Source organism: Polaromonas sp. P1_E1_2, assembly GCF_056406035.1.
The window spans coordinates 1-3,401 of the sequence record NZ_JBFUAZ010000469.1; the positions used below are offsets into that span (position 1 = coordinate 1).

The following is a 3,401-nucleotide window of genomic DNA, read 5'->3' on the forward strand; positions in this document are numbered from 1 at the left end:
TGATGGAGGCGCCGGCGCCCATCGGGCTGGGTGATGGCTGAAGCCTGCCCTGGGCCGGCACCGGGCATGTAGCCTGTCATACGTACCTGACGCGAATCCGTCTGCCCGTGAGCCTGCGGACCAGTCAGGCCGTGCGCAAGCAGCTATGAAATCAATAGCATGACTCTGCGGGCTTCTGTTTGTGTAGGGTGATGGCGGAGCCGCAAGCGGGCAGGGTCCTGCGCCGGGGCGCACATCATTCCTACAAGGCCGTCAGCAACACGCTCTGGCCGCGTGGGCACCGGCAACGCATAGTCTGGATATCTCCGCTAAAGGTTCAGGTGCCGCCTGGGCCGCACGCCATGACGCCTGAGAGCACAAGTCCGCCTTCCCGTCAGTCCTCCCGCGACGCCAGCAGCAACCAGCTCAGGGCCGTCGCGGCTTACATGAAAAACCACTCGCTGGTGTTGGCCACCGCCGAGTCCTGCACCGCAGGCCTGATCGCCGCACACCTCGCGGATGTGCCGGGTGCGGGGTCCTTGCTGGAGTCGGCTTATGTGGTGTATTCACCCCGGGCCAAACAGCGTTGCCTTGGGGTGAAAGCAGAAACCATCGAGCGCTGCAACCTCACCAGCGAAGAGGTGGCTGCCGAGATGGTGCGCGGCGCGATGCAAAAGAGCGAGGCCACCATGGCCATTGCCAACACCGGCGTGACCGACGGCACCGACCCGAAGATTCCCGCCGGCACGCAGTGCTTTGCCTGGATGTTTGCGGGGCGTGATGGACGTGGGGACGCGGTGTTCACCGAAACCCGCAGGTTCAGCGGTGACCGCAACAGCATCCGCGAGCAGGCGGCTGCCTATGCGCTCACGCAGATCCCGGCGCGCCACGCGGCGTTTCTTGAAACGGCAGCCAGGCGCGACCGCACCGGCTGACAAACCCGTCAGGCGACAAATTTCCTGTCGCGCAGCCAGTCGGCCAAACGCCCGGCAAACACCTTGTAGCCTTCCGCATTGGCGTGGATCTGGTCAGAACGCAATTCGCTGCGTGACAGCACATAAGACCAGGCATCGGCAAAAAGCGGGGTGGCTGTTTCCGCGGCGACCTCGGCATACACCTCATGGTCTTTCAGTGAGCCCATCGCGGCAGAAAGCAGCACGGGTTTGGGCTGCGCGATCAGCACCACCTGCGTGCTGGCAGCGGCGGTTTGCACAATCGACCTGATGGCAGCGCGGGTGCTGTCCAGCGGCATGTTGCGCAGAAAGTCGTTGCCGCCAATGCACACCAGCACCAGGCCTGGCTTGTTTTCCTGCAGCAGCGCCGGCAGGCGTGCCAGCGCACCGGCCGCTGTGTCGCCGTTGATGCCCGCGTTCTGCGTGATGTAGCCGGTCAGCAGTTCCAGCTGCTGCGGGTAGCTGGCGCCCGCCGGGGCGCCGTAGCCAAAGGTCAGCGAATCGCCCAGGCACAGCAGGGTGGCCTCCTTGGGCAGGGTCTTGCCTTTGGGCCCGGCTTTTCTGGAGCAAGCCGCAGCCAACAGCAGCGCAGAGCAGGCAGCGCCCAGCAGGAGTTGGCGGCGAAGGGAATGGTGATGCGAGTCCATGCGTCGTGCCGGTTTATTTCAGGTTATCGGGTGGAGCCGGGTGCGCGGCCGGCGCCTTGTCTTCCGGATGCAGCTGCTTGCGGCTCAGCGAAGGGATGATCAGCATGCGCACAGTCTAACCATGCCAAAGCGCATCTGGACACCACTGCAAGCGCGAGGTAATGCAAGGGTAATCACTGCGTAATGACGGGGTAAAGCTCCGTTTGCCTTACACGGTATTCACAAGAGCGGGCCAACAATGGTTTTACTGAAGCGCAAAGGCCTTTGAAAGCAGCGATTCAGGAGCAGCCCCCACGGCCGCTTGCCGAGACGGAGATTTATAGCCGCCACCGCAAGTTGCCCACCGGGTTGCTGGCAATCAAACGCACAAGCATTCCAAGGAGAACCCCATGAAATCGAAATTCCTCACTGTCTCGTTGTTAGCCTCAGCCCTGTTCGCCGGGCTGGGGTTTGCACCTGCCATGGCGCAGGGTACTAATACACCCGGCATTGACCAGGCGCAGCAAGCCATCAGCGCGCGTATTCAGCAGGGTCTGGCCTCCGGCCACATCACGCCGTCCGAAGCGCAGGTGCTGTACCGCCGCGACCAGGAGATCGCGGCTCGCGAGGCGCGTTTTAAATCCAACGGCGTTGCCACACCACAAGAGCGCCAGCAGCTGCGCGCTGACCTGGACGGCCTCAGCGCCGAAGTGGAACGCATGATGAACAACCGCGATGTGGCGGGCAGGCCTGGCAATGCCGGCAATACCCCCGGCATCGACAACCGTGAATTCCAGATCAGCCAACGCATTGACGAAGGCGTGCGCACGGGTCACATCACGCAACGCGAAGCCGCCAGGCTGCACCAGCGTGAACGCCGCATTGAGCGCCACGAGGCCCAATTCAAGTCCGACGGCGTGGTGACCGCGCAGGAGCGCCGCCAGCTGCGCAACGAGCTGACATCGCTGCGCGACGACGTGGAACGCATGATGAACAACCGCCGCCGCGGTTAAGCGGCTAAGTAAAGCGCTGTTCGGGGGCGCCGCCACGCGGTGCCTGGACAGCTGCCATGCGCAAGCAAGGCGCGCCGGTGCCTATTGAGGCGCCGGCGCCTTTTTTTTGCCTGCTGCATCGCGCGTGTTGCGCCGGCGTGGGCGGCGGRCGCACGCTTCAGGCGTGTCATTGACCTGCATCAATACGCGAGCAGCGGGCGGCTTATAAAGTGGCTTTTTTTTCTGCGTCGCCGCACGCATTCAGCTATGCCCATAGAGCTTTACCGTGACGACAGGCATGCCTGCCTGATGTTCACCGACCTGATCGAGGAAGACGCGCATGCCGTCCAGTCCAACCAGTTCCTGATTGTCGACAACGGCACCGGCGCCGTGATCGACCCGGGCGGCAACCTGGCGTTCAACGAATTGTTCCTGGGCATGTCGCGCCACTTCAGCCCGCAAAAACTGTCTTACATCATCGCCTCCCACGCCGACCCCGACATCATTGCCTCGCTGGACCGCTGGCTCACGTCCACTCCGGCACAGCTGGTGATCTCGCGTGTGTGGGAGCGTTTTGTGCCGCACTTCACCAAGGTCGGCAAGACCGAGCAGCGCCTGGTCGGCGTGCCCGACAGCGGCGGGCGGTTGCCGCTGGGGCAGAGCGAGCTGTGGCTGTTGCCCGCGCACTTCCTGCACTCGGAAGGCAACTTCCATTTTTATGATCCCATCAGCCGCATCCTGTTCACCGGTGATCTCGGTGTGTCGATGATGTCAGGCCGGACGGCGCAGGTGCCCGTCACCGACCTGAAGCCCCATCTGCCGTTGATGGAGGGCTTCCACAAGCGCTACAT

At 63.3% G+C, this 3,401-nt stretch carries 4 protein-coding genes; 3 read left to right on the forward strand and 1 reads right to left on the reverse strand.

The annotated features are described in order from the left end of the window. The first annotated feature begins 341 nt into the window (after positions 1 to 341). Positions 342 to 914, forward strand: coding sequence for a CinA family protein (locus AC1D1P_RS18235; protein ID WP_477671516.1), 573 nt, complete (start codon positions 342 to 344; stop codon positions 912 to 914). 8 nt (positions 915 to 922) lie between these two features. On the opposite strand, the gene AC1D1P_RS18240 is transcribed toward AC1D1P_RS18235, so the two are convergent. Further along, positions 923 to 1,579: a GDSL-type esterase/lipase family protein gene (locus AC1D1P_RS18240; protein ID WP_477673934.1), complete on the reverse strand. Its 657-nt coding sequence runs from the start codon at positions 1,577 to 1,579 to the stop codon at positions 923 to 925. A gap of 389 nt (positions 1,580 to 1,968) precedes the next feature. Between AC1D1P_RS18240 and AC1D1P_RS18245 the strand changes: the two genes are divergently transcribed. Both AC1D1P_RS18245 and AC1D1P_RS18250 read left to right on the forward strand, forming a co-directional pair. Beyond that, positions 1,969 to 2,571, forward strand: a complete 603-nt coding sequence (locus tag AC1D1P_RS18245) for a hypothetical protein (protein WP_477671518.1) — start codon at positions 1,969 to 1,971, stop codon at positions 2,569 to 2,571. A gap of 246 nt (positions 2,572 to 2,817) precedes the next feature. Then, on the forward strand, positions 2,818 to 3,401 hold a 584-nt coding region (locus tag AC1D1P_RS18250; RefSeq protein ID WP_477673935.1), incomplete at its 3' end, for an oxygen-binding di-iron domain-containing protein.

Bases quoted from the DNA above. Each gene is read 5' to 3' on its own strand.
- AC1D1P_RS18245 (WP_477671518.1), top strand. From the start codon at position 1,969: ATGAAATCGAAATTCCTCACTGTCTCGTTGTTAGCCTCAGCCCTGTTC.
- AC1D1P_RS18240 (WP_477673934.1), bottom strand. From the start codon at position 1,579: ATGGACTCGCATCACCATTCCCTTCGCCGCCAACTCCTGCTGGGCGCT.
- AC1D1P_RS18235 (WP_477671516.1), top strand. From the start codon at position 342: ATGACGCCTGAGAGCACAAGTCCGCCTTCCCGTCAGTCCTCCCGCGAC.